Annotated in this window: 19 protein-coding genes and 1 pseudogene; 8 read left to right on the plus strand and 12 right to left on the minus strand. The window is 65.7% G+C overall.

Going from position 1 to position 23,959, the window contains the following annotated elements; translation table 11 throughout:
- Positions 1–100: 100 nt before the first annotated feature.
- The 3 genes and pseudogenes from B3E91_RS22150 to B3E91_RS00990 form a co-directional block, all read right to left on the minus strand.
- A complete protein-coding gene (locus B3E91_RS22150) occupies positions 101–964 on the minus strand; it encodes a methyl-accepting chemotaxis protein (RefSeq protein WP_414708177.1) in 864 nt (287 codons plus the stop codon).
- A pseudogene (locus tag B3E91_RS22155) lies at positions 959–1,822 on the minus strand (MCP four helix bundle domain-containing protein); the annotation flags it as partial. The gene B3E91_RS22150 and the pseudogene B3E91_RS22155, both read right to left, overlap by 6 nt.
- Before the next feature lie 120 nt (positions 1,823–1,942).
- Positions 1,943–2,221 carry a peptidylprolyl isomerase gene (locus tag B3E91_RS00990; RefSeq protein ID WP_090230560.1) on the minus strand — a complete coding sequence of 93 codons (279 nt, stop codon included), beginning with the start codon at positions 2,219–2,221 and terminating at the stop codon, positions 1,943–1,945.
- 82 nt (positions 2,222–2,303) lie between these two features.
- Here B3E91_RS00990 and B3E91_RS00995 point away from each other — a divergent pair, with 82 nt between their 5' ends.
- The 7 genes from B3E91_RS00995 (at position 2,304) to cyoE (ending at position 11,600) form a co-directional block, all read left to right on the plus strand.
- The gene (locus tag B3E91_RS00995) at positions 2,304–3,503 is read left to right on the plus strand and encodes a PilT/PilU family type 4a pilus ATPase (protein ID WP_287027962.1); all 1,200 of its coding nucleotides are present in this window, start codon (positions 2,304–2,306) and stop codon (positions 3,501–3,503) included.
- Positions 3,504–3,582: 79 nt separating this feature from the next.
- Positions 3,583–6,192 carry a DNA ligase D gene (gene ligD, locus B3E91_RS01000; RefSeq protein WP_287027963.1) on the plus strand — a complete coding sequence of 870 codons (2,610 nt, stop codon included), beginning with the start codon at positions 3,583–3,585 and terminating at the stop codon, positions 6,190–6,192.
- 598 nt (positions 6,193–6,790) lie between these two features.
- The gene (gene cyoA / locus B3E91_RS01005; protein ID WP_287027964.1) at positions 6,791–7,747 is read left to right on the plus strand and encodes a ubiquinol oxidase subunit II; all 957 of its coding nucleotides are present in this window, start codon (positions 6,791–6,793) and stop codon (positions 7,745–7,747) included.
- Positions 7,748–7,754: 7 nt separating this feature from the next.
- Positions 7,755–9,728 (plus strand): cytochrome o ubiquinol oxidase subunit I, encoded by a 1,974-nt coding sequence (cyoB, locus tag B3E91_RS01010; RefSeq protein ID WP_273233362.1) that lies wholly within the window; start codon positions 7,755–7,757, stop codon positions 9,726–9,728.
- A 4-nt stretch (positions 9,729–9,732) separates the two neighbouring features.
- The gene (gene cyoC, locus B3E91_RS01015) at positions 9,733–10,374 is read left to right on the plus strand and encodes a cytochrome o ubiquinol oxidase subunit III (RefSeq protein WP_090230571.1); all 642 of its coding nucleotides are present in this window, start codon (positions 9,733–9,735) and stop codon (positions 10,372–10,374) included.
- On the plus strand, positions 10,374–10,700 hold the full coding sequence (gene cyoD / locus B3E91_RS01020; RefSeq protein WP_090230574.1) for a cytochrome o ubiquinol oxidase subunit IV: 327 nt from the start codon (positions 10,374–10,376) through the stop codon (positions 10,698–10,700). The genes cyoC and cyoD overlap by 1 nt, the downstream gene beginning before the upstream one ends.
- Before the next feature lie 12 nt (positions 10,701–10,712).
- Entirely contained in the window at positions 10,713–11,600 is an 888-nt protein-coding gene (gene cyoE / locus B3E91_RS01025) for a heme o synthase (protein WP_090230576.1), read from the plus strand.
- A gap of 327 nt (positions 11,601–11,927) precedes the next feature.
- On the opposite strand, the gene B3E91_RS01030 is transcribed toward cyoE, so the two are convergent.
- From B3E91_RS01030 to B3E91_RS01050, 5 genes are all read right to left on the minus strand, one after another.
- Positions 11,928–13,880, minus strand: a complete 1,953-nt coding sequence (locus B3E91_RS01030) for an acetoacetate--CoA ligase (RefSeq protein ID WP_287027965.1) — start codon at positions 13,878–13,880, stop codon at positions 11,928–11,930.
- A gap of 11 nt (positions 13,881–13,891) precedes the next feature.
- Positions 13,892–15,238: a short-chain fatty acid transporter gene (locus B3E91_RS01035; RefSeq protein WP_287027966.1), complete on the minus strand. Its 1,347-nt coding sequence runs from the start codon at positions 15,236–15,238 to the stop codon at positions 13,892–13,894.
- A gap of 55 nt (positions 15,239–15,293) precedes the next feature.
- Positions 15,294–16,064 (minus strand): 3-hydroxybutyrate dehydrogenase, encoded by a 771-nt coding sequence (locus B3E91_RS01040; RefSeq protein ID WP_287027968.1) that lies wholly within the window; start codon positions 16,062–16,064, stop codon positions 15,294–15,296.
- 30 nt (positions 16,065–16,094) lie between these two features.
- Positions 16,095–17,486 carry a GntP family permease gene (locus tag B3E91_RS01045; RefSeq protein ID WP_273233375.1) on the minus strand — a complete coding sequence of 464 codons (1,392 nt, stop codon included), beginning with the start codon at positions 17,484–17,486 and terminating at the stop codon, positions 16,095–16,097.
- 246 nt (positions 17,487–17,732) lie between these two features.
- Positions 17,733–19,193: a sigma-54 interaction domain-containing protein gene (locus B3E91_RS01050; protein ID WP_287027971.1), complete on the minus strand. Its 1,461-nt coding sequence runs from the start codon at positions 19,191–19,193 to the stop codon at positions 17,733–17,735.
- 104 nt (positions 19,194–19,297) lie between these two features.
- Here B3E91_RS01050 and B3E91_RS01055 point away from each other — a divergent pair, with 104 nt between their 5' ends.
- Complete coding sequence (locus B3E91_RS01055) at positions 19,298–19,723, plus strand: DUF192 domain-containing protein (protein WP_090230590.1); 426 nt, start codon at positions 19,298–19,300, stop codon at positions 19,721–19,723.
- Between the two features lies 1 nt (position 19,724).
- Here B3E91_RS01055 and B3E91_RS01060 read toward each other — a convergent pair whose 3' ends face one another.
- The 4 genes from B3E91_RS01060 to B3E91_RS01075 all read right to left on the minus strand — a co-directional run.
- Positions 19,725–20,621 carry a hydroxymethylglutaryl-CoA lyase gene (locus B3E91_RS01060; protein WP_287027974.1) on the minus strand — a complete coding sequence of 299 codons (897 nt, stop codon included), beginning with the start codon at positions 20,619–20,621 and terminating at the stop codon, positions 19,725–19,727.
- Positions 20,622–20,777: 156 nt separating this feature from the next.
- Positions 20,778–22,718: an acetyl/propionyl/methylcrotonyl-CoA carboxylase subunit alpha gene (locus tag B3E91_RS01065; RefSeq protein WP_287027976.1), complete on the minus strand. Its 1,941-nt coding sequence runs from the start codon at positions 22,716–22,718 to the stop codon at positions 20,778–20,780.
- A complete protein-coding gene (locus B3E91_RS01070) occupies positions 22,715–23,515 on the minus strand; it encodes a gamma-carboxygeranoyl-CoA hydratase (protein WP_287027978.1) in 801 nt (266 codons plus the stop codon). The genes B3E91_RS01065 and B3E91_RS01070 overlap by 4 nt, the downstream gene beginning before the upstream one ends.
- 126 nt (positions 23,516–23,641) lie before the next feature.
- Positions 23,642–23,959 (minus strand): carboxyl transferase domain-containing protein (locus tag B3E91_RS01075; RefSeq protein WP_287027980.1); only part of this gene is annotated, 318 nt, incomplete at its 5' end.

The raw sequence follows: 23,959 nt of genomic DNA on the forward strand, positions 1-23,959 counted from the left end.
GGTCGGGGCGGGTAGGCCGATCCGGTATAGCCGGTACGCGCGGCGCACCCTACAGGCGTAGGCCTCTGTAGGGTGCGCCATGCGCACCGTCGGTCTGTGGTCAGACGCGGAAGCGCGTCACCAGGCCGTTCAGGTCGATGGCCAGTCGCGAAAGCTCCTGGCTGGCGGCGTTGGTCTGGTTGGCGCCGGCAGAGGTCTGCACGGCCAGGTCGCGGATGTTCACCAGGTTGCGGTCCACTTCACGGGCCACCTGGGCCTGTTCCTCCGAGGCGCTGGCGATCACCAGGTTGCGCTCGGTGATGTGGCTGATGGCTTCGGTGATCTGCTGCAGCGCGGCACCGGCGGCGCGGGCCAGCTCCAGGGTGGAGTGGGCGCGTTCGTTGCTGGTCTGCATCGAGCTCATGGCCTGATCGGTACCCTGCTGGATGCCGTTGATCATCTGCTCGATTTCCTGGGTCGACTGCTGGGTGCGATGCGCCAGGGCGCGTACCTCGTCGGCGACCACCGCGAAGCCGCGTCCTGCATCGCCGGCGCGAGCCGCTTCGATGGCGGCGTTGAGGGCCAGCAGGTTGGTCTGCTCGGCGATCGAGCGGATCACGTCGAGCACGGTGCTGATGTGGCGAACCTTATCCGCCAGTTGTTCGACCTGCTGCGCGGTGCCGGTGACGTCCTCGGCCAGATGGCTGATCGAGTCGACGGTCTTGTTCACCTGGTCCTGGCCCATGCGGGCGGTGCGGTCGGAGTCGCGCGAGGCTTCCGAGGTGGCCACGGCGTTGCGCGCCACCTCGTCCACGGCGGTGGTCATCTCGTTGACCGCGGTTGCGGCTTGCTCGATCTCCTGGTTCTGCTGATGCAGGCCCTTGCTCGAATCCTCGGTGACCGCGTTCAGCTCCTCGGCGGCCGAGGCCAGCTGGGTGGAGGAATCGGCGATGCCCTGGATGGTGCGCTTGAGGCTTTCCTGCATGCTGTTCAGGGAGCCGAGCAACTGCGCGGGCTCGTCGCCGCCACCGACCGCGATGGTGTGGGTCAGGTCGCCCGATGCCACCGTCTCGGCGACTTTCACCGCCTGATTGAGCGGCGTGACGATGCTGCGCGTCAGCAGCATGGCGAGCAGGCCGGTCAGCCCCGCGGCGACCAGCATGAACACGATCACGCCGGTGATCGCATTGTTGAATTCCTGCTCGGCCCGGGCTGCGGCTGCGTTGCCATCGGCCTGGTTAATCTCGATCAGCTTCTCGAACTCGGCGCCGAGATTGTCGGAGAGGGTTTTGTAGTCCGCCATCAGCAGGGCGCGCATGTCGTCGATGCGATCCTGGCCGGAAAGCTGGACGAGTTGCTGGTTGATTCGCGCGTACTCCGCCAGGGCGGTTTTCACGGATTGGTACTGGGCGCGCTCGGTATCACTGGAAATCAACGCCTCGTACTGATTCTGGGCATCCTTGAGCTGGCCCAGGAGCACGTTGAGACGTTCGATCGTGTTGCTCAGTGCAGCGGCTTCGCGATCGACCACGATCCGGTAGGAGGTGATGCGGACGCGCAACATCTTCTCGTTGAGAACGCCTAGCGCGCGGAAGCTGGGCAGGCTGTTCTCCACCACGTTCACGGTCGCCGCGCGGATGATGCGCATCTCGTACAGGGAGAAGAGGCCAAGGAGCACGACCAGCAGTGCGACCATGGAAAAACTGAGTATTGCCCTCGGTGCGATCTTGAGACGCCGAAGAAACATGGGGAGAACCTCAAAGTACTGAGCCGTTTGTTTTTTTGATGCACCGTTTGGCGCAGGCATCGACAGATCGTTTATCGGCATGCGGCGCAGGAGCATGAGCCCATTTTTGGCGGGTTTTGCTTTTTTCGAGGGGGCCGAGCGGGGCGTTTTTCAGCGCTGTTCGGCGGGCGCCAAGCGAAGCGCTCTAGGACGCGGGCCAGCGCCGAAACGGGCGTTTCACTCGCGGTAGAAGACCTGCACCAGGTGATAGCCGAATTGTGACTTCACCGGGCCGTGAACGGTGCGCAGCGGCTTCTTGAAGATCACCTGGTCGATGCTGCGCACCATTTGCCCCGGGCGTACTTCGCCGAGGTCTCCGCCGCGCTTGCCGGACGGGCAGATCGAGTGCTTGCGCGCCAGCACGTCGAAGGCTTCGCCGCCGTCCAGGCGCTTCTTCAGTTGCGCGGCTTCGGCCTCGGTCTTGACCAGGATATGGCGGGCCATGGCTTTTGGCATGAAGGACTCCTGCGATAGATTGGCGGCAATTGTGCCCGAGCGTCCGGGCTTCATACAGCCGAACAGCCGCGGAGCGAGCCCAATGGATATCCAATCGATGCTGAGAATCCTCGCCGTACAGGATGGCTCGGATCTCTACCTGTCCACCGGCGCGCCGCCCTGCGCCAAGTTCAACGGCGTGCTCAAGCCGCTGTCGGCCGAGCCGCTGCGCGCGGGCGAGGTGGCGGCCATCGCCGAGTCGGTGATGGATGCCGAGCAGCGTGCCGAGTTCGAGCGCGAGCTGGAGATGAACCTGGCGATCTCGCTGCCGCAGATCGGCCGGTTCCGCATCAACATCTTTCGCCAGCGCAACGAGGTGTCCATCGTCGCGCGCAACATCAAGCTGGACATCCCCAAGTTCGAGGACCTCAAGCTGCCCGAAGTGCTGCTCAAGGTGGTGATGGAGAAGCGCGGCCTGGTGCTGTTCGTCGGCGGCACCGGCTCGGGCAAGTCGACCTCGCTGGCGGCGCTGATCGATTACCGCAACCGCAACAGCGGCGGGCACATCATCACCATCGAGGACCCGGTGGAGTACGTGCACCGGCACAAGAAATCGATCATCAACCAGCGCGAGGTCGGCGTGGACACGCGCAGCTTCCACGCCGCGCTGAAGAACACCCTGCGCCAGGCGCCGGACGTGATCCTGATCGGCGAGATCCGCGACCGCGAGACCATGGAGCACGCGCTTGCCTTCGCCGACACCGGGCACCTGGCGATCTCCACGCTGCACGCCAACAACGCCAACCAGGCGCTGGACCGGATCATCAATTTCTTCCCGGAAGAGCGCCGCCCGCAGTTGCTCAACGACCTGGGCAACAACCTCAAGGCCTTCGTTTCCCAGCGCCTGGTCAAGACCCGCGAAGGCAAGCGCCGCGCTGCGGTGGAAGTGCTGCTGGGCACGGCGACCGTGAGCGACATGATCAAGCGCAGCGATTTCAGCTCGATCAAGGAAATCATGGAGAAATCAAGAACCCTCGGCATGCAGACGTTCGACCAGGCGCTGTTCGATCTGGTGGTGGAGGGCGCGATCGACGAGGACGAGGCGGTGAAGAACGCCGACTCGGCGAACAACCTGCGGCTGAAACTCAAGCTGCAGGTGGAGGGCGGCACGCCGGCGCCCGCTCCGGTCGCCGCGCCGCCCCGGCCCGCGCCGGTGCAGAAACCGGTGGATGCCGCGGCCTGGGGCCTGGAACTGAAACTGGAAGACATCGAGCCGGACGAACCGGACGACGCCAAACCCTGAGTGCTCCGTCCAGCGGCCTGGGCGAACCCGCGGCGTGCGGGTGCTTCTAACCTGAGCACCCGACGACGAGGCTCCGACCATGGCGAAGGCACTGGACGAGTACAACAGCAAGCGCAATTTCTCCGCCACTCCCGAGCCTGCCGGGACTCCGACGCGCAAGCGCAAGAAGGCCGCCGACGCGCACGCGCTGCAGTTCTGCATCCAGAAGCACGACGCCAGCCACCTGCATTACGACTTCCGGCTCGAACTCGACGGCACCCTGAAGAGCTGGGCGGTGCCGAAGGGACCGAGCCTTGACCCGAAGGTCAAGCGCCTCGCGGTGCACGTCGAGGACCACCCCATCAGTTACGCGTCCTTCGAGGGGCAGATTCCCGAGGGGCATTACGGCGCGGGCGAGGTGATCGTCTGGGATCGCGGCGTGTGGAGCCCGATCGGCGATCCGCAGGCGAGCCTCGAAAAAGGCCGGCTGAAATTCGAGCTGCAGGGGGAGAAGCTCGCCGGCGTCTGGAACCTGGTGCGCACCCACATGCCCGGCAAGCGCGAGCAGTGGTTCCTGATCAAATCCAGCGACGAGGCCGCGCGCGCCGAAAAGGACTACGACATCCTCGTCGAGCAGCCGGACAGCGTCCTCAGCGAGCGCAGCCTGATTCCCCGTAACCGCGGCGCCAAGGCGAAGGCCAAGGGCGAGGAGCCGGCACGCACCGCCAAGACGCCGCCCCGGCGGCGGACCCGGAAAGCCGCCGGCGCCACGCTCCACGGCGCCAAGGCGGCGGCGATTCCCGAGCGCATCGCGCCGCAGTTGGCGACGCTGGTGGACGCGGCGCCGGAGGGTGACTGGCACTACGAGATCAAGTTCGATGGTTACAGGGTCATGGCGCGGATCGAGGGCGACGACGTGCGCCTGTTCACCCGCAATGGCCACGACTGGACGGCGAAGATGCCGTACCAGGCGAAGGCGCTGGCCAAGCTCGGCCTGGAGTCGGCCTGGCTGGATGGCGAAGTGGTGGTGCCGGACGAGGAGGGCGTGCCGGACTTCCAGGCGCTGCAGAACGCCTTCGACGCCGGCTCCAGCAAGCAGATCGTCTACTACCTGTTCGACGTGCCCTACCTGAACGGCATGGACCTGCGCGAGGTGCCGCTGGAGGAACGCCGCGCCGCGCTGGCCACCTTGCTGGAGAAACAGGACGGCGCGCTGCGTTTTTCCGCGGACCTGCAGGAAGACCCGGACCACATGCTGGCTAGCGCCTGCCAGATGAAGCTCGAGGGGCTCATCGGCAAGCGCGCCGGCAGCCCCTACGTGTCGCGCCGCAGCAGCAGCTGGATCAAGATCAAATGCAAGAATCGCCAGGAGTTCGTGATCGTCGGCTACAGCGACCCGAAGGGCTCGCGCAGTGCGTTCGGCGCGCTGTTGCTGGGGTTGCACGACGCCGACAGTGGCGAGCTGCGCTACGCCGGCAAGGTCGGAACCGGCTTCAACGAAGCCAGCCTGCGCGCCATCCATGCTCGACTCCAGCCGCTGGAGATCGCCGAACCGGCCGTCGTCAATCCGCCCACCGGCGCCGACGCGCGGGGCGCGCACTGGCTGAAGCCCGAGCTGATGTGCGAGGTGGCATTCGCCGAGATGACCCGCGACGGGGTGATCCGCCATTCGGTGTTCCATGGCCTGCGCAACGACAAACCGGCCGAGGCGATCGTCCACGAGAAGGCCAAATCGGCGAAAAAGGTCGCTGCCGGCAAGACCGTCAAGAGCGCCGGCAAGGCCGGGGCGAAGACCCGCACGAAGCCCGACGCGAAGGCCAGGGGCAAGGACGATCCGGGGCAGATCAAGATCACCCACCCGGAGCGGATCATCGACAAGAGCATCGGCGCCACCAAGATGGAGCTGGCGCAGTACTACGGGCGTGTCGCGCCCTGGATGCTGCGCGATCTGGCGAAGCGGCCGGTGGCGCTGGTGCGCGCGCCGGAAGGCATCGAGGGTGAACTGTTCTTCCAGAAACACTCCACCAAGCTGAGCCTGCCCCACGTCACCCAGTTCGACGACCCCGCCGACACGCAGCCGCTGTTGCTGCTGGACAGCGCCCTCGGGCTGGTCAGCGCCGCGCAGATGGGCATGCTCGAAGTGCACACGTGGAATGCCCGCGCGCCGCACCTGGAAACCCCGGATCGGCTGGTGCTCGACCTCGACCCCGACCCGGCGCTGCCGTGGAAGCGGATGATCGAAGCCACCCAGTTGGTGCAGACGCTGCTCGACGAGCTGGGCCTGGTGTCGTTCCTCAAGACAAGCGGCGGCAAGGGCATGCACGTGGTGGTGCCGCTGAAACGGGGCGAGGGTTGGGACGAGGTAAAAGGGTTCAGCCAGGTGATCGCCAGACACATGGCGAAACTTCTGCCGAAACATTTCTCTGCGGTCAGCGGTCCGAAGAACCGCGTCGGCAAGATCTTCATCGATTACCTGCGCAATGGCCGTGGCGCCACCTCGGTGTCGGCGTACTCGGTTCGCGCGCGTGAAGGGCTTCCCGTCTCGGTCCCGGTCCATCGGCACGAACTGGCCGGGCTCGAGGGGGCGAACCGCTGGAACATCCGCAACCTGTTCGAGCGCCTGGAGGAGTTGGGTGACGACGACCCCTGGGCGGGAATGGACGACGCCGAGCAGGTGATCACCGCAGAAATGCGCGCCCGGCTGGGCTGAGGAGCGCAGGCCGTAACCTATGCGGCCTGGCGTCACAAGGGATTGCATTATCGGGCCGCAGCTGGACAAGACCCTTTATTTGTTGTGGTTATTGCTTTTTTCGCACCGTGGAAGTCCTGATTGTTCCACTGACGCAAAAGAATTTTGCCTTCGATGGGTTGTCTAGGGTCATGGAAATGTTTTGTAATACCGGCCGCTCACTGTACTCCCAGACAAACGAAGCCTTCGAAATCCTCGGAATCTTCAGCAGGCAGGCCCCCGCGTGGTGGCTGGCTATAACAAGGGAAACCCGTGCATTGAGCGCCTGGCGGTGGCGATGTAGGCAACCTTCTCGTCGATCGGGCAGTGAACGTCGTAGCGCTCCGTCGCTTCACGTCGTTGTTTGTACATTCGCGCTGAAATACACGGAACGGATCAGCACCTGGATCGAATTCGATCGGCGATGTTCAGGATGGCTGTCTTCCTGCCCCTGGCTCGCTACGAAACCTTCCATATCCATCCCGTTGCCATGCCCGCCTACTGGTGCACGGTGACAGCGAATCACGGCTGCCTTTCCGGGCGGCGCCGAAAGCTCCTTTTCATCCTTCAAGGCTGCGAGATGATCAAAGAGAAGTACGTTGGATATCTGAAACGGCTGTGGTGGTTGGCCGTACTGCCACTGAGCGGCTGCAAATGGGCGCTGCTCGATCCCAAGGGCCAGGTCGGTATCGACGCGAAGTCGCTGATCATCACCGCCACGGTGCTGATGCTGATCGTCGTGATCCCGGTGATCGTGCTGACGCTGTACTTCGCCTGGAAGTACCGTGCCACGAACACCGAAGCGGTGTTCATGCCGAAGTGGGCGCACTCCACCTCGATCGAGGTCGTGGTCTGGCTGATCCCCTGCGTGATCATCGTCTTCCTCGGCATCCTGACCTGGAAGACCACGCACCACCTGGACCCCTACCGCCCCCTCGATCACGAGAAGACGCCGATTACCGTCGAGGTCGTCTCGCTGGACTGGAAGTGGCTGTTCATCTACCCGGAACAGAAGATCGCCACGGTCAACGAGCTGGCGTTCCCGGCCAACACCCCGGTCAACTTCAAGATCACTTCCGACACCGTGATGAACTCCTTCTTCATCCCGCAGCTCGGTAGCCAGATCTATTCCATGGCCGGCATGGAAACCAAGCTTCATTTGATCGCCAACGAGCCGGGCAGCTTCGCCGGTATCTCGGCGAACTACAGCGGCGCGGGCTTCACCGGGATGGCCTTCACCGCCATCGCCACGCCCACCGATGCCGACTTCGACGCCTGGGTCGCCAAGGTGCGCTCGTCCTCGAAGATCCTCGATGCCGATAGCTATAAGGCGCTGGCCGAACCGAGCCAGAAGCACCCGGTGGAGTATTTCTCCGCCGTACGCCCGAACCTGTTCGCCGCGATCGTGCATCAGTACATGGGGCCGAAGAAGATCCCCGTCTCCGATGAGCCGGCACCGAATGAAGGCATGAAAATGGGCGAGAAGATGGACATGAACCACATGGACATGTCCAGCCACTCGGCCGCTGAGGAGTAATCAACAAATGTTCGGAAAGCTGACCCTCGACGCCATACCCTTCCACGAACCCATCCTGCTGTTCACCTTCGCCGCCGTGGCGCTGGGTGGCCTGGTGGTGGTCGCCGGACTGACCTATTTCCGCAAGTGGGGCTACCTGTGGACCGAGTGGCTGACTTCGGTCGACCACAAGAAGATCGGCGTGATGTACATCACCGTGGCGATCATCATGCTGCTGCGCGGCTTCGCCGACGCCATCATGATGCGCTCGCAGCAGGCGCTCGCCACCGGCGGCGCCGCCGGCTACCTGCCACCGGAACACTACGACCAGATCTTCACCGCGCACGGCACCATCATGATCATCTTCATGGCCATGCCGTTCATGATCGGCCTGATGAACATCGCCGTGCCGCTGCAGATCGGCGCGCGTGATGTGGCATTCCCGTTCCTGAACTCGCTGAGCTTCTGGCTGTTCGTCAGCGGCGTGATCCTGATCAACCTGTCGCTGTTCGTCGGTGAGTTCGGCCGTACCGGCTGGGTGGCGTATCCGCCGTTGTCCGGGATTGCCTACAGTCCCGGGGTAGGGGTGGACTACTACATCTGGGCGCTGCAGTTATCCGGGATCGGGACGACGCTCACGGGGATCAACTTCCTGGTCACCGTTTTCAAGATGCGCGCCCCCGGCATGAAGCTGATGCAGATGCCGATCTTCACCTGGACCTGCACCTTCGCCAACATCCTGATCGCCGCTTCCTTCCCGATCCTGACTGCCGCGCTGGGCCTGCTGACCCTCGACCGTTACCTCGACTTCCACTTCTTCACCAATGAAGCGGGCGGTAACGCGATGATGTACATCAACCTGTTCTGGGCCTGGGGTCACCCTGAGGTGTACATCCTGGTACTGCCCGCGTTCGGTGTGTTCTCCGAGGTGATCTCCACCTTCACCGGCAAGCGCCTGTTCGGCTATGCCGCGATGGTCTGGGCCAGCGCCGCGATCACCGTGCTCGGCTTCGTGGTCTGGCTGCACCACTTCTTCACCATGGGTTCGGGGGCCAACGTCAACGCCTTCTTCGGCATCGCGACGATGATCATCTCGATCCCCACGGGGGTGAAGCTGTTCAACTGGCTGTTCACCATGTATCGCGGGCGCCTGCGCTTCACCACGCCGGTCCTCTGGACCATCGGCTTCATGGTGACCTTCAGCATCGGCGGCATGACCGGCGTTCTGCTGGCGGTTCCGGGTGCCGACTTCGTGCTGCACAACAGCCTGTTCCTGATCGCCCACTTCCATAACACCATCATTGGTGGTGCGGTGTTCGGCTACCTGGCCGGTTTCGTCTTCTGGTTTCCGAAAGCCTTCGGCTTCACCCTCAACGAGAAGTGGGGCAAGGCGGCGTTCTGGTTCTGGTGCACCGGCTTCTACGTAGCCTTCATGCCCCTCTACGTGCTCGGCTTCATGGGCATGACGCGCCGCCTGAACCACACCGACAACCCGGAATGGACGCCCTGGCTGTACGTCGCCTTCGTCGGCGCTGTGCTGATCCTGTGCGGCATCCTCTGCCAGCTGATCCAGCTCTACGTGAGTATCCGCGACCGCAAGCAGAACCTCGACCTGACTGGCGACCCGTGGAATGGCCACACCCTGGAATGGTCGACCTCGTCGCCGCCGCCGTTCTACAACTTCGCCCAGTTGCCGACGGTGCACGACATCGACTCCTTCACCGACATGAAGGAGAAGGGCGTCGCCTACCAGCGCCCCGAGAAGTACACGGCGATCCACATGCCGAAGAACACCTCCGCCGGCGTGTTCATGGGCGGCTTCGCCACCGTCATGGGCTTCGCGCTGATCTGGCACATCTGGTGGCTCGCCGCCGTGGGTCTGCTGGGGCTGTTCGCCAGCCTGCTGTCCCGTGCCTTCGACAACGATGTCGATTACTACGTCCAGCCCGATGAGATCGAGCGCATCGAAACCGCCCATCTCGCCCATATCAAGCAGGCCTGAGCCCATGTCGACCGATGTAATGAACGACCCCCACGATAGCGTCCACAAGCACGAGCATGAGGACGGGCACGACGACCACGGTCACAACGACAGTGGTCCGACCACCGTGTTCGGTTTCTGGCTGTACCTGATGACCGACTGCATCCTGTTCGCCAGCGTCTTCGCCACCTACGCGGTGCTGATGACCGCGACGGCAGGATCGGTCAGCGGCAAGGACATCTTCGAACTCGACTACGTGCTGGTCGAAACCTTCGCACTGCTGTTCTCCAGCATCACCTACGGCTTCGCGATGATCGCGGGGCAGAAGGGCAGCAAGGGCGGTGTGATCAACTGGCTGATCGTCACCTTCATCTTCGGTGCGATCTTCATCGGGATGGAGATCAACGAGTTCCATCACCTGATCGTCGAAGGCTACGGCCCGAGCACCAGCGCCTTCCTCTCCGCGTTCTTCGCGCTGGTCGGGATGCACGGCCTGCACGTCACCGCCGGCCTGATCTGGATGATCATCATGATCCTGCAGGTCTCCAGGCAGGGCCTCACCCCGCAGGTCAACACCCGCCTGACCTGCCTGAGCCTGTTCTGGCACTTCCTGGACATCGTCTGGATCTGCGTGTTTACCGTCGTCTACCTGCTGGGGACCCTGTGATGAGCGAATCTCTGCACACCGAGCACGCCGCGAGCCACGGCAGCGTCAAGTCGTACATGATCGGCTTCCTGCTGTCGGTGGTCCTCACCGTGATTCCGTTCTGGCTGGTGATGGCCCACGTGCTGCCGAAAGGACTGACCCTGGTGACGATCTTCCTCTTTGCCATCGTCCAGGTCCTGGTGCACCTGAAGTACTTCCTGCACCTGGACTTCAGCACCGACGGGCGCTGGAACACGCTGTCGTTCATCTTCACCATGCTGGTCATCGTGATGCTCGTGGGTCTGTCCATCTGGATCATCTTCAGCGCCAACGCGCTGATGATGTAACGAGGGCTACCCGTGAAGTTCAAGCGATACCTGCTGATCACCAAGCCAGGCATCATCTTCGGCAATCTGATCTCGGTGGCCGGGGGATTCTTCCTGGCCTCCAAGGGCAGCATCGATCCGTGGCTGCTGCTGGCCACGGCGCTCGGGCTGTCGCTGGTGATCGCGTCCGGCTGCGTGCTGAACAACTGCATCGATCGCGATATCGACCAGCGCATGGAGCGCACCCGCAACCGCGTCCTGGTCACCGGGGCGATCTCGCTGAAGGCTGCGCTGGCGCATGGCGTGCTGCTCGGCGTGCTGGGGTTCGGCACGCTGTTCCTGTGGACCAACACCCTGGCGCTGGCTTTCGCCGCCATCGGCTTCTTCATCTACGTGGTGCTCTACAGCCTCTGGCTCAAGCGCGCGTCGGTGTATGGCACGCTGGTCGGCAGCCTGTCCGGTGCGGTTCCGCCGGTGGTGGGTTACTGCGCGGTGAGCAACAGCTTCGACGCCGGTGCGGCGATCCTGCTGCTGATCTTCAGTCTCTGGCAGATGCCGCACTCGTATGCCATCGCGATCTTCCGCCTCAACGACTACCGTGCCGCCAACATTCCGGTTCTTCCGGTGGCGCGCGGCATCGAGGCGACCAAGCGGCACATCGTGCTGTACATCCTGGCCTTCGCCGCGGCGGCGCTGATGCTCACCGTCGCCGGTTTCGCCGGCTACGGCTACCTGGTGATGGCGCTGTTGGTGAGTGCCTACTGGCTGTTCATCGCGGTGTCCGGCTACGGCGCAGTGGATGATCGGCTGTGGGCGCGCAAGCTGTTCGCCTTCTCCATCGTGGCGATCAGCACCCTGAGCGTGATGATGTCGATCGACTTCAGGGGACTGCCGGAGCATCTGCTCGCAGCGGCCTTCTGACGCTGATCGTAACGATGCGACGTAGGGTGCGCTGCGCGCACCGGCCGGGCGCTCTGGTTCCCCAGGTGCGCATGGCGCACCCTACAGAGGGAGGTTCGGCGGCCTTCTGACGCTGGTCGTAACGACCCGACGTAGGGTGCGCTGCGCGCACCGGCAGGGCGCTCTGGTGTCCCAGGTGCGCATGGCGCACCCTGGCGAAACGTCCTCGTCATCCGTGGCTGAAACGAAAAAGGCGACCCTCGGGTCGCCTTTTTCATGCCCTACGCGAGCAAGTAGGGTGCGCCGCGCGCACCGGAGCGCGAAACGTCCAGCCAATGATTGAGTCGTTCACTGCAACTCGGCCAGTTCGCGGAACTGCTCCAGCGCCTCGGGGTTGGCCAGGGCATCGGTGTTCTTCACCGGGCGGCCGTGCACGACGTTGCGCACCGCCAGCTCGACGATCTTGCCGCTGATGGTGCGTGGAATGTCGCCGACCGCAATGATCTTCGCCGGCACGTGGCGCGGCGTGGTGTTGGCGCGGATGGTGGTGCAGATGCGCTCGCGCAGGGCGTCGTCCAGGGCAACGCCCTCGCGCAGGCGGACGAACAGCACCACGCGCACGTCGCCCTGCCATTCCTGACCGATGGCGATGGACTCCAGGACCTCGTCGATCTTCTCCACCTGGCGATAGATTTCCGCGGTACCGATGCGCACGCCGCCGGGGTTGAGCACGGCGTCGGAGCGGCCATGGATGACCATCCCACCGTGCGCGGTTTCCTCGGCGTAGTCGCCATGCGCCCAGATGCCGGGAAAGGTTTCGAAGTAGGCGGTGCGGAATTTCTCGCCGTCGGCGTCGTTCCAGAAGCCCACCGGCATTGCCGGAAAATGACGGGTGCAGACCAGCTCGCCTTTCTCGCCCTGAGCGGCCGGGCCTTCGTCGTTCCACACTTCCACGGCCATGCCCAGACCCTTGCATTGCAGTTCGCCGCGCCAGACCGGCATCACCGGGCAACCGAGGGCGAAGCAGGAAACGATGTCGGTGCCGCCGGAAATCGATGACAGGCACAGATCGGCTTTGATCTCGCGGTAGACGTAGTCGAAGCTCTCATGGGCCAGCGGCGAGCCCGTGGAGAGGATCGCCTTCAGGTGCTCCAGGCGATGCGTCTCGCGCGGTTTGACGCCTGCCTTCTCCAGCGCGGCGATGTACTTGGCGCTGGTGCCGAAGAGGCTGATGTTCTCGGCGTCGATCAGGTCCATCAGGCGCTCGGCGCCGGGGTGGAACGGCGAGCCGTCATACAGCACCAGGGTGGCGCCCAGCGCCAGCCCGGAAGCCAGCCAGTTCCACATCATCCAGCCGCAGGTGGTGTAGTAGAACAAGGTGTCGTCGGCGCCCAGGTCGCTGTGCAGGCCGTGCTCCTTCAGGTGCTGCAGGAGCACGCCGCCGGTGCCGTGGACGATGCACTTGGGTACGCCGGTGGTGCCGCTGGAATAGAGGATGTAGAGCGGCGCATCGAACGCCACCGGGGTGAACTCCGGCTCGCCGCCCGGCTGGTAGAAGTCCGCCCAGAAGCTGATCGTCGCCGGCGACGCGTAGTCCTCCCGACGCGCCTCGGCGCGGGCGTAGGGCACCACCAGCAGGTGCTGCAACGTGGGCAGGCTGGCGAGGATCTCGTTCAGCTTGGCGGTCAGGTCGAGGTTCTTGCCGGCGTAGCGGTAGCCGGCGCAGGCGATCAGCACCTTCGGTTCGATCTGGCCGAAACGGTCGATCACGCCCTGGGTGCCGAAGTCCGGCGAGCAGGATGACCAGGTGGCGCCGAGGCTGGCGGTGGCGAGCATGCCGACCACCGTCTGCCAGGTGTTCGGCATGAAGGCGGCGACGCGGTCGCCGATGCCGACGCCGGCCTCGCGCAGGCTGCGTTGCAGGCCGGCGACGTGCGCCGCCAGTTGGGCATGGCTGAGCACCTCGCGCGAGCCGTCCTCGCCGATGGCCACCAGCGCCGCGCGGTCATCGCGACGGCGCAGCAGGTGTTCGGCGAAGTTCAGCGTGGCTCCGGGGAACCAGCGCGCATCCGGCATCGCCGGGCCTTCCTCCAGCACGCCACTGGGCTGGGCATGGAAGCGCACCTCGAAGAAATCCACGATCGCCTGCCAGAAGGCCGCGCGCTCGGCGATGCTCCAGGCGTGCAGGGCGGGATAGTCCGCCAGTCGCACGGCGTGGCGCGCTTCCACGTAGAGGCGGAACGCGTCCAGCCGGGTGGCGGCGATGCGCTCGGGGGAAGGTGTCCAGAGAGGTGCATTCATGAGGGAATCCGTCAGGCAAGAAAGTAGAAACAGCCGGCGATGACCGCGCCGGAATAGAACAGGGCTATCAGGCAGTAACCCATGATGTCGCGTGCGCCAAGGCCGACGATGCCGAGCAGCGGCAGCGCCCAGAACGGCTGGATCATGTTGGTCCAGGCGTCGCCCCAGGCAATCGCCATGGCGGTGACCTGCGGCGCGACACCGAGCGCCTGCCCGGCCGGCAGCATGATCGGCCCCTGCACCGCCCACTGGCCGCCACCGGACGGCACGAAGACGTTGACCAGGCCGGCGCTGAGGAACGACAGCAGGGGGAAGGTCTCGGCGGTGGACCAGTCGATGAAAGCCTGGCTGATCTGTTTGGCCAGCGACACGCCATCGGCGTTGGCGCCCATCATCATGCCCATGATTCCGGCGTAGAACGGGAACAGCAGGACGATTCCGCCGATGCCACGCACGCTGATGTCTACCGAGCGCATGTAGCGTTCCGGCGTTCCGTGCATCAGCAGGCCGGCGAAGAGGAACAGGCCGATCACCACGTTCAGGCCGAGGGCGAAGCCGGCGCCGGCGAAATAGTTGACGTAGTAGACCAGCGCCATGGCCACCAGCGTCAGGCCGAGCAGCCGGCTGTCGTCGATGCGCTGCGCCGGGGTCTCGCGTGCCGGCGTCGCGGCATGTTCCTCGGCGAGCAGTGCGGGATCGGCGACTTTGGTCTGCGCCGACGCGGGATGCATCGCCCGATTGAGTAGCGGCAGGCCGATGAACAGCAGTGCGGTGATGGTCAGGTTGAGCGGGGTGAACAGCGTCTGCTCGACGCCGATAGGCGCATTGATCACACCGGCGGAGACCTTGCTCAGCTCCGGTCCGCCACTGGCCAGTGCCAGCGGGATCGAGCCGGACAGACCACCGTGCCAGACGAGGAAGCCCGAATAGGCCGAGGCGACCAGCAGTGGGTAATCGACGCCCTTGACCTGACGCGCCAGTGCACGGGCCATCACCGCGCCGATGACCAGGCCAAAGCCCCAGTTGAGCCAGCACCCGATCAACGCCACCAGCGTGACCATGACGATGGCCTGGCTTGGGCTGCGCGGGAGCGCGGCGAGACGGTCCAGCAAGCGGCTGACCGGCGGCGCGCTGGCCAGTGCGTGGCCGGTGACGAAAATCAGCGCCATCTGCATCGCGAAGGACAGCAGCGTCCAGAAGCCGGCGTTCCAGTGGTTGACCATGGTCGGCAGGCTCTGGCCAGTGCCGAGCATCGCCAGCACCAGCACGAACAGGGTGAGCAGCGCGGAAAACACGAACGACGAGGGCAGATAGCGCTGCACCATCTGCACGCTCAGGTGGGTGATTCTGGCGAACATAGGAACTCCTTCTTATTGTTATCGAGCCGAAACCAGGTAAACGGTTCGCCGGCCGTCACTGCGCCAGCCAGCCGCCGTCCATGTTCCAGGCTGCGCCGCGCACCTGGGCGGCGGCATCGCTGCAGAGGAACAGCGCCAGCTCGCCCAGTTGCTCGGGCGTGACGAAGTCCAGCGACGGCTGCTTCTCGGCCAGCAGGTCGTGGCGCGCCCGCGCCACGTCGCCGTCCACTTTGGCCCGCTCGTCGATCTGCGCCTGAACCAGCGGCGTCAGCACCCAGCCGGGGCAGATCGCGTTGCAGGTAACTCCGGTGGTGGCGGTTTCCAGCGCCACCGATTTGCTCAGGCCGACGATCCCGTGCTTCGCCGCGACGTAGGCGCTCTTGCCGGCGGAGGCGGCCAGGCCGTGGGCCGAGGCGATGTTGATGATCCGTCCCCAGTTGCGCTCGCGCATGCCCGGCAGCGCCATGCGCGTGGTGTGGAAGGCCGAGGACAGGTTGATCGCGATGATCGCGTCCCAGCGCTCCACCGGGAATGCCTCAACCGGCGCCACGTGCTGGATGCCGGCGTTGTTGACTAGGATGTCGACGCCGCCGAACTCGGCTTCGGCGTAGGCGATCATCGCCTCGATCTGTTCGGGGCGGGTCATGTCCGCCGGATGGTGGCGGACCTCGCCGCCCAGCGCGCGAACCTCGGCCAGTGCCGCCTCGCTGTCGCCGAAGCCGTTGAGGACCAGGTTGGCGCCGGCCTTCGCCAGGCACAGGGCGATACCCAGGCCGATGCCGCTGGTGGAGCCGGTGACCAGTGCGGTCTTGCCGTGCAGAGTCATGTCGAGTCTCCTCATTTCAAGCGGTGCGGGTCAGACGATGCCGGTCGCGTAGAACACGCCGATGACGAAGAACACCGCGAGGGTCTTGATGATGGTGATGCCGAAGATGTCCTTGTAGGCCTCGCGGTGGGTCAGGCCGGTGACGGCGAGCAGGGTGATCACCGCGCCGTTGTGCGGCAGCGTGTCCATCCCGCCGCTGGCCATCGACGCCACGCGGTGCAGCACTTCCAGGGGAATGTTGGCCGCGTTGGCGGCAGCGATGAAGCTGTCGGACATCGCCGCCAGGGCGATGCTCATGCCGCCGGACGCCGAGCCGGTGATGCCGGCCAGCAGGGTCACGGTGATGGCTTCGTTGACCAGCGGGTTGGGGATGCTCTTCAGCGCATCGGCCAGCACCAGGAAACCGGGCAGCGAGGCGATCACCGCGCCGAAACCGTATTCCGAGGCGGTGTTCATCGCCGCCAGCAGGGCGCCGCTGACCGCGGTCTTGCTGCCTTCGGCGAGCTGCTTGCGGATCACCCCGAAGGCGCTCACCAGCACCAGCAGGATGCCCAGCAGCAGGGCCGCTTCCACCGCCCAGATGGCGGTCAGCTTGGCGACTTCGGTCTGCACCGGCGCGGCCATGCCGGCCAGTTTCAGGCTGTGGGTGGTGCCGTACCATTGCGGAATCCAGCGCGTCAGCAGCAGGTTCGCCACGCCCACCAGCAGCAGCGGCGAAAGCGCCAGCAGCGGATGCGGCAGGGCGATGTCTTCCGGCGTTTCCGGCTCGTTGCGCAGTTCGCTGCCGTAGCCTTCGCCGGCGCGTTGCGCCTTGCGCCGCTGGCGCTCGAGATAAAGCATGCCGAGGCCGAAGACGAACAGTGTGCCGATTACCCCGAGCCACGGCGCCGCCCACGAGGTGGTGCCGAAGAAGGTGGTGGGGATGATGTTCTGGATCTGCGGGGTGCCGGGCAGGGCGTCCATGGTGAAGGCAAAGGCGCCTAGGGCCACGGTCGCCGGGATCAGCCGCTTGGGAATGTTGCTCTGTCGGAACATCTCGGCGGCGAACGGATAGACCGCGAACACCACGACGAACAGCGACACGCCGCCGTAGGTCAGCAGCGCGCAGACCAGCACGATCACCAGCATCGCCTGACGGGTGCCGAACAGGCGGATCGCCGCGGCGACGATGGAGCGCGAGAAGCCGGATATCTCGATCAGCTTGCCGAACACCGCACCGAGCAGGAACACCGGGAAGTAGAGCTTCACGAAGCCGACCATTTTTTCCATGAACACGCCGGTGAAGGCCGGGGCGACAGCGGAAGGGTCGGTGAGCAGAACGGCGCCGAGGGCGGCGATGGGAGCGAAGAGGATGACGCTGTAGCCGCGATAGGCGGCGAGCATCAGCAGCGCGAGGGCTGCGAGCGCGATGATCACACTCATGGAGTGTCTCCTGGGCACCGCAGCGACGGCCCGGATGGGACGAACGACTGCAGGGTTAATTGTTTTTGTTTTCGCCACGGTGCGAGCCGCGACGTGCACACGGGTTATAGCGAGAACCGTGCCTATTAGCGCAAGCCACTGAAATATAAGGGATTTACAGCGCGAAACCGAGTTTTACAGCTGCTTTTCGTCTCCATACGGAGACAGATGGCCGCGGAAAAAGTGCGGGTGCGACCGTTTGACGCGCTAAGACGCGCTGTCCACGTTCGTGGATTCGTCCGCGAATGGAGACGAAATGCCCAGGGCGATGATCTTCTTGTACAGCGTCGAGCGTCCGAGACCGAGACTGCGCGCGGCCTCCACGACGTTGCCAGCGTGCGCGGCAAGGCTGTTCTCGATCAATTGCTTCTCGAAGGCGTCGCGGGCGGCGTAGAAGTCCTGGCTGACCGGGGTGGGAGCCGGCGCGGCCTGGCCGGCGGGCAGCGGCGCGAGCACGCCGATGGCCTGTTGCAGCGCCGCGGCATCCAGGGTTGCGGATTCGCAGTGCAGCACCGCGCGCTCCAGTACGTTGCGCAGTTCGCGGATGTTGCCCGGCCAGCCGTGGCGGGCGAGCAGGGCGAGGGCGTCGCTGCCGAGTTCGCGGGGCGCGATGTCGCCGCTCTGCAGTTCTTCGAGAATCGCCTCGCACAACGCCGGCAGGTCTTCCAGGCGCTCGCGCAGCGGCGGCACCAGGATCGGCAGCACATTGAGGCGGTAGTACAGGTCGGCGCGGAAATCGCCCCGGCGTACCGCGTCCTGCAGGTCGGTGGAGGTCGCCGCGATCACCCGGACGTCGCTGCGCAGCATCTCGTTGGAGCCGACCGGCTCGAATTCCTTTTCCTGCAACACGCGCAGCAGCTTGCTCTGCAACGACAGCGGCATGTCGCCGATCTCGTCGAGAAACAGTGTGCCGCCCTCGGCCACCTGCAGCTTGCCCAGGCGGCCCTTGCGCTCGGCGCCGGTGAAGGCGCCGGGCGCGGTGCCGAAGAATTCCGCTTCGAGGAGGCTTTCCGGAATCGCCGCGCTGTTCACGCTGACGAAGGGTTTGTGCGCGCGCACCGAAGTGGCGTGAATGGCATGGGCGAGCAGTTCCTTGCCGGTGCCGGTTTCGCCGAGCAGCAATACCGGCGAATCGGTACTGGCGCTGCGCCGGGCGGTACGCTTGACCGCGAGGCTCGCCGGGCTGGTGCCGATGAAGTGCGAGAAGCTGTACTTGGCGCGGCGCGTCTGCAGCAGCGAGCGGGTCGAGGCCAGCTCCTTCTGCAGGCTCTGGTAGCGGGTCAGCAGCGGCGACAGGTTGCGTAGCTCGTCGAACAGCGCGAAGCCGATGGCGCCTATGATCAGGCCGGCCTGGTCGTGGATCGGCAGGCGCATCACCACCAGCTGATCCTTAGGCGTATCCAGCAGGTCCAGCAGGATCGGCTGGCCGGTCTGCACCACATCGCGCATCAGGCTGGTGGGAATCACGCTCTCGCAGGGCTTGCCGATGGCGGCCTCGGCGTTCGGCAGGCCGAAGCGTCGCGCGTAGCGCTCGTTCATCCAGACGATGCGGGCCTCGCGGTCGACGATCACGGTGCCCTCGCTGGATTCCTCGACGATCTCGAACAGCGAGCGGATCGCCATCTGGCGCACCCGCTGGTAATCCTTGAGGGCTTCGTCGTCGATCATCGCTGCTCGGTTCTCTGGTCGGTGGAGGCCTGCGCCCGCGCGGTTCAGGCGGAGTCGGGCCGTCGCGCTATCATACCCAGCGCCCGGTGCGGACAGGAGGAAGCATGTACCGAAAAACCATCACGCTGGCGACGCTGCTGCTGTCCGCCGGGTTGGCCGCGGAGCCGTTGCCGCGAACGCTCATGCAACTGAACGGGCATGCGCTGAGCGTCGAGGTGGCAAGCTCCCGGGAACAGCGCCAGGCCGGCCTGATGGGCCGCGAGCGCCTGGCGAAGGATGAGGGCATGCTGTTCGTCTTCGACGAGCTCACCCGGCACTGTTTCTGGATGCGCGATACGCCGCTGGCGCTGTCGGCGGCCTTTCTCGACGAACAGGGGCGGGTGCTGAACATCGTCGACATGCAGCCGTTCGACGACACCGAGCATTGCTCCGCGCAGGACGCGCTCTACGGCCTGGAAATGCGCCAGGGCTGGTTCGCCGAGCACGGTGTCGTTCCCGGGCAGCAGCTTCGGCAACTGCCGCAGGAGTGACTCAGGCGCGCCGCGCCCGGGCCACGCGGGAGCCGTTTTCGCGGCCGAGCACCGCGCAGATGCGCTCGCCGGCGGCGATCAGCCGGTCGGCGTCGACGCCGGTGACGATGCCCAGGCCATCGAGCAGGTAGAGCAGGTCTTCGGTGGCCACGTTGCCGGTGGCGCCTTTCGCATAGGGACAGCCGCCCAGCCCGGCCACCGAGGCATCGAACACCGCGATGCCTTCCAGCAGGCTGGCGTAGACGTTCGCCAGCGCCTGGCCGTAGGTGTCGTGGAAATGCCCGGCCAGGCGCTCGCGCGGCACGGCGCGGCCGACCACCTCGAACAGATGGCGCGTCGCGCCGGGCGTGCCGGTGCCGAGGGTGTCGCCGAGAGAGACCTCGTAACAGCCCATCGCATCGAGTTCGCGCGCCACGACGGCGACGCGTTCCGCCGCGACCGCGCCTTCGTATGGACAGCCCAACACGCAGGACACATAGCCGCGCACGCGAACCCCGGCCGCCGTCGCCGCTTCCAGCAACGGCACGAAGCGCTGCAGGCTTTCGTCGATGGAGCAGTTAATGTTGCGCTGCGAGAAGCTCTCCGACGCCGCGGCGAACACCGCGACTTCCTCGACCTTGGACTCCAGCGCGGCTTCGAGACCCTTCAGGTTCGGCGTCAGCGCGGCGTAGGTGACGCCGGCCTTGCGCTGGATGCCGGCGAACACCTCGGCGCTGCCGGCCATCTGCGGCACCCACTTGGGCGAAACGAAGCTGCCGACCTCGACATGGCGGAGCCCGGCGGCAGTCAGATCGTCCACCAGGCGAACCTTGTCGGCCACGCTGATTGGCTTTTTCTCGTTCTGCAGTCCGTCGCGCGGGCCGACTTCGACCAGCCGTACGTGGGTGGGCAAGTTCATGGCAATCTCCAGATAACGATCGTTTGCTCGCGAACCCCGCAAACGCAATTCTGCGGCCCGTGGTCGTAGGGTGCGCTGTGCGCACCAGGGAAAACTTCGCTGCAGGTGGTGCGCATAGCGCACCCTACGACGCGAGGCGCCCTCGACAAGCCTGGCCTAGGAAAGCTCCACCAACACCGCACCCTCTCCGACCATATCGCCCTCACCGCAATACAGCGCCTTCACCGTACCGGCCTGCGGCGCGCGGATGCTGTGTTCCATTTTCATCGCTTCGAGCACCACCAGCGCCGTACCGGCTTCCACCGCCTGGCCGGGCTCCACCAGCAGGCGGACGATGCTGCCGTTCATGGGGGCGGTCAGCCCGCCATGCTGCGCGTGCTCGCGCTCGACGGCGGCGATGGGATCGACCCGCTCGACGGCGTGCAGCTCGCCCTGCCATTTCACATACAGCCTGTCGTCGCGCCGGAAGCTCTGTGGGCGAGGGCGCGTATTCGTCGAGGCCTGCCTTACCCGGCGTCGCTCGGCGCCGCAAGCCAGGTGCACCGTGGTGTGCGCGGGCAGGACGCTGCGCCATCCGGTTCGGGTGCTCCACGGCGAGTGCGGGTCGTCGCCGCGCACGTGCGGGCTTTCGCTTTCCATGAAGGCGTCGGCGGCGGCTTGCCAGAAGGCGTCGGACAGCTCGCCGGGTGCCGGCAGCAGGTCCGCCTGATGACGTTCGATGAAGCCGGTATCCAGCTCCGCGGCGGCGAAGGACGGGTGCGCGAGAATGCGCCGAAGGAACGCCAGGTTGGTCTTCACTCCGGCCACGGCGGTTTCGTCGAGCATCGCCAGCAGGCGCTGGCGAGCCTCCTCGCGACTCTCGCCCCAGGCGATCAGCTTGCCCAGCATCGGGTCATAGAACGGCGATACCTCGTCGCCTTCGCGGACGCCGCTGTCGACCCGGCGTCCCGGCCCGGCGGCCGGCTCGTGGTACAGCGTGAGCTTGCCGCTGGCCGGGAGGAATTCGTTTTGCGGGTCTTCGGCGTAAAGGCGCACCTCGATGGCGTGACCGCGCAACGGCACCTGGGCCTGGGTGATCGGCAACGGCTCGCCGCGCGCCACGCGGATCTGCCAGGCAACCAGATCGAGGCCGGTGATGGCCTCGGTGACCGGGTGCTCGACCTGCAGGCGGGTGTTCATTTCCATGAAGAAGAACTGCCCGCGCGCATCCAGCAGAAACTCCACGGTGCCGGCGCCCACGTAGCCGATGGCCTGCGCGGCCTTGACCGCGGCTTCGCCCATGGCGCGGCGCAGTTCCACCGACAGCCCCGGCGCCGGCGCTTCCTCCACGACCTTCTGGTGGCGGCGCTGGATCGAACAGTCGCGCTCGTTGAGGTACAGGCAGTGGCCGTGCTGGTCAGCGAACACCTGGATTTCCACGTGGCGTGGCTGGAGCAGGTATTTCTCGACCAGCATGTGCGAATCGCCGAACGCCGATTGCGCCTCGCGCTGGGCGGACTGCAGGGCTTCGGCAAGGTCCGCCTCGCGTTCGACCACCTTCATGCCCTTGCCACCACCCCCGGCCGTGGCCTTGAGCAACACCGGGTAGCCGATGCGCGCGGCGGCATCGCGGAACGTCTGCGCGTCCTGCGCCTCGCCGTGGTAGCCGGGCACCAGTGGCACCCCGGCGGCTTCCATCAGCGCCTTGGCGGCCGACTTGCTGCCCATGGCGTCGATGGCGCTGGCCGGCGGGCCGAGAAACACCAGGCCGGCAGCCTCGACGGCGCGGGCGAAGTCGGCGTTCTCGGAAAGAAAGCCGTAGCCCGGATGGATCGCCTGGGCGCCACTGGCCTGGGCGGCGGCAATGATGCTGTCGATCAGCAAATAGCTATCCGCCGGCTTGGCGCCGCCGAGATCGACGGCCACGTCCGCCTCGCGCACATGCCGCGCGTTTCGATCGATGGCGCTGTGCACGGCCACGGTGGTCAGGCCGAGGGCTTTCGCGGTGCGCATGACCCGGCAGGCGATCTCGCCGCGATTGGCGACGAGGAGGGTGGTGATGGGCGTCGTGCCTTGCTTCCCGGAGAGGGCCGGGCTCAGCTCGTCGTGTGCGTTCATTCCGGCTGCTCCTGCCAGGCGGGCGTGCGTTTTTCCAGGAAGGCATTGAGGCCTTCCTGGCCCTCGGCGCTGACGCGAATCCGCGCGATGGCGCTTTCGGTGAACTGGCGCAGCGCCGGGCCGAGCACACCGCTGCCGGCTTCGCGCAGCAGCGCCTTGCTGGCGCGCATCGCCTGCGGGCCGTTGAGCAGAAACGTGGCGATCCATTCCTCGATGCGCGACTCCAGTTCCTCCGCCGGATAGCACTCGGCCAGCAGGCCCAGCTCGCGGGCACGCGGGCCGTCGAAGCGCTCGGCGGTCAGCGCGTAGCGGCGCGCGGCGCGCTCGCCGATGGCCTGAACGACGAAGGGGCTGATCACCGCAGGCGCCAGGCCGATGCGCACCTCGGACAGGCTGAACTGCGCATCGAGCGCGCCGATGGCCATGTCGCAGCAACTGACCAGGCCCACGGCGCCGCCGAATGCCGCGCCCTGGACCACGGCCAGGGTCGGGACGGGCAGGTCGTGAAGGCGGTACATCAGCTCCGCCAGCTCCTGCGAATCGGCCAGGTTGGCGGCGTAGTCGAGCGTCGCCGCGTGCCGCATCCAGGCCAGATCGGCGCCGGCGGAGAAATGCCGGCCATGGCCGCGCAGCAGGAGAAAGCGCAGACGCTCGTCGGCGCGCACGGCCGCGAGGGCGAGGGTCAGCTCGCGGATCATCTCGGCGTCGAAGGCGTTGTGCTTGTGCGGACGGTTCAGCCACAGGGTGGCGAAGCCACGCGGGTCGGTTTCGAGCTGGACGGTGGTGAAGTCGGTCATGGTCACTTCCGGAATCTGCTTTTGCTCCCTGTCCCATTCATGGGAGAGGGCTGGGGAGAGGGCGCTTCGAGCGTTTTACCCTCTCCCCCGGCCCCTCTCCCGCAAGCGGGAGAGGGGAATGGGTCATCACATGCGAAACACGCCAAAGCGGCTCGGCTCGATCGGCGCATTGAGGCTGGCGGAGATGGCCAGGGCCAGTACCTCGCGGGTTTGCGCCGGGTCGATGACGCCGTCGTCCCACAGCCGCGCGCTGGAGTAATAGGCGTGCGCCTGGCGTTCGTACTGTTCGACGATGGGCTGTTTGAGGCGTTGCTCGTCGTCGGCGGAAAACGCCTGGCCGCTGCGTTCGCTCTGTTCGCGCTTGACCTGTACCAGCACGCCGGCAGCCTGCTCGGCGCCCATCACGCCGATCCGCGCGTTGGGCCACATCCACAGGAAGCGCGG

Origin of the sequence: Pseudomonas sp. UBA6310 (assembly GCF_002438225.1) — a bacterium.
GTDB lineage: Bacteria > Pseudomonadota > Gammaproteobacteria > Pseudomonadales > Pseudomonadaceae > Pseudomonas_O > Pseudomonas_O kuykendallii.

Excerpts from the sequence above, each read along its gene's own strand:
- B3E91_RS22150 (WP_414708177.1), bottom strand. The coding sequence starts at position 964 with ATGCAGGAAAGCCTCAAGCGCACCATCCAGGGCATCGCCGATTCCTCC.
- B3E91_RS00990 (WP_090230560.1), bottom strand. The coding sequence starts at position 2,221 with ATGCCAAAAGCCATGGCCCGCCATATCCTGGTCAAGACCGAGGCCGAA.
- B3E91_RS00995 (WP_287027962.1), top strand. The coding sequence starts at position 2,304 with ATGGATATCCAATCGATGCTGAGAATCCTCGCCGTACAGGATGGCTCG.
- ligD (WP_287027963.1), top strand. The coding sequence starts at position 3,583 with ATGGCGAAGGCACTGGACGAGTACAACAGCAAGCGCAATTTCTCCGCC.
- cyoA (WP_287027964.1), top strand. The coding sequence starts at position 6,791 with ATGATCAAAGAGAAGTACGTTGGATATCTGAAACGGCTGTGGTGGTTG.
- cyoB (WP_273233362.1), top strand. The coding sequence starts at position 7,755 with ATGTTCGGAAAGCTGACCCTCGACGCCATACCCTTCCACGAACCCATC.
- cyoC (WP_090230571.1), top strand. The coding sequence starts at position 9,733 with ATGTCGACCGATGTAATGAACGACCCCCACGATAGCGTCCACAAGCAC.
- cyoD (WP_090230574.1), top strand. The coding sequence starts at position 10,374 with ATGAGCGAATCTCTGCACACCGAGCACGCCGCGAGCCACGGCAGCGTC.
- B3E91_RS01030 (WP_287027965.1), bottom strand. The coding sequence starts at position 13,880 with ATGAATGCACCTCTCTGGACACCTTCCCCCGAGCGCATCGCCGCCACC.
- B3E91_RS01035 (WP_287027966.1), bottom strand. The coding sequence starts at position 15,238 with ATGTTCGCCAGAATCACCCACCTGAGCGTGCAGATGGTGCAGCGCTAT.
- B3E91_RS01040 (WP_287027968.1), bottom strand. The coding sequence starts at position 16,064 with ATGACTCTGCACGGCAAGACCGCACTGGTCACCGGCTCCACCAGCGGC.
- B3E91_RS01045 (WP_273233375.1), bottom strand. The coding sequence starts at position 17,486 with ATGAGTGTGATCATCGCGCTCGCAGCCCTCGCGCTGCTGATGCTCGCC.
- B3E91_RS01050 (WP_287027971.1), bottom strand. The coding sequence starts at position 19,193 with ATGATCGACGACGAAGCCCTCAAGGATTACCAGCGGGTGCGCCAGATG.
- B3E91_RS01055 (WP_090230590.1), top strand. The coding sequence starts at position 19,298 with ATGTACCGAAAAACCATCACGCTGGCGACGCTGCTGCTGTCCGCCGGG.
- B3E91_RS01060 (WP_287027974.1), bottom strand. The coding sequence starts at position 20,621 with ATGAACTTGCCCACCCACGTACGGCTGGTCGAAGTCGGCCCGCGCGAC.
- B3E91_RS01065 (WP_287027976.1), bottom strand. The coding sequence starts at position 22,718 with ATGAACGCACACGACGAGCTGAGCCCGGCCCTCTCCGGGAAGCAAGGC.
- B3E91_RS01070 (WP_287027978.1), bottom strand. The coding sequence starts at position 23,515 with ATGACCGACTTCACCACCGTCCAGCTCGAAACCGACCCGCGTGGCTTC.